The organism is Bradyrhizobium sp. NBAIM08, from assembly GCF_020193935.1.
Taxonomy (GTDB): Bacteria; Pseudomonadota; Alphaproteobacteria; order Rhizobiales; family Xanthobacteraceae; genus Bradyrhizobium; species Bradyrhizobium yuanmingense.
On the sequence record NZ_JADYVR010000632.1, the window covers coordinates 1 to 426 of the forward strand.

Genomic DNA, 426 nt, shown 5'->3' on the forward strand with positions numbered 1-426 from the left:
GGCGCCTACGTCACCCCGCTCTGAGGGCGGCGCCCGGGGATCTGTGAGCATGGAGCCCATGACGGACGCGAACCTGACCTCGGCGCCTCCTCGACCTGACACCGGGCGACCGCGACCGCTGATCGGTCTGACGACCTACCGGGAGTCCGCGGCCTGGGGGGTCTGGCAGACCTCGGCCGACCTGCTGCCCACCGTCTACGCCCGGGTCATCGAGGCGGCCGGCGGCGTCGCCGTGCTGCTGCCCCCGCAGAGCGAGGGGGCGGCCGAGGTGGTGTCCCGGCTCGACGGGCTGATCGTGAGCGGCGGCGCCGACATCGACCCGGAACGCTACGGCCAGACGCCGCACCCCAAGACCGGCGTGCTGCGCCGGGACCGGGACAGCTGGGAGTTCAGCCTGCTCGAGGCTGCCGATGCGGTGGGTCTACC

1 protein-coding gene is annotated in these 426 nt (G+C 73.7%); it reads left to right on the forward strand.

Annotated features, from left to right (window positions below; genetic code table 11):
* Positions 1-58: 58 nt before the first annotated feature.
* Positions 59-426 (forward strand): gamma-glutamyl-gamma-aminobutyrate hydrolase family protein (locus I6F37_RS41305; protein ID WP_225154566.1); only part of this gene is annotated, 368 nt, incomplete at its 3' end.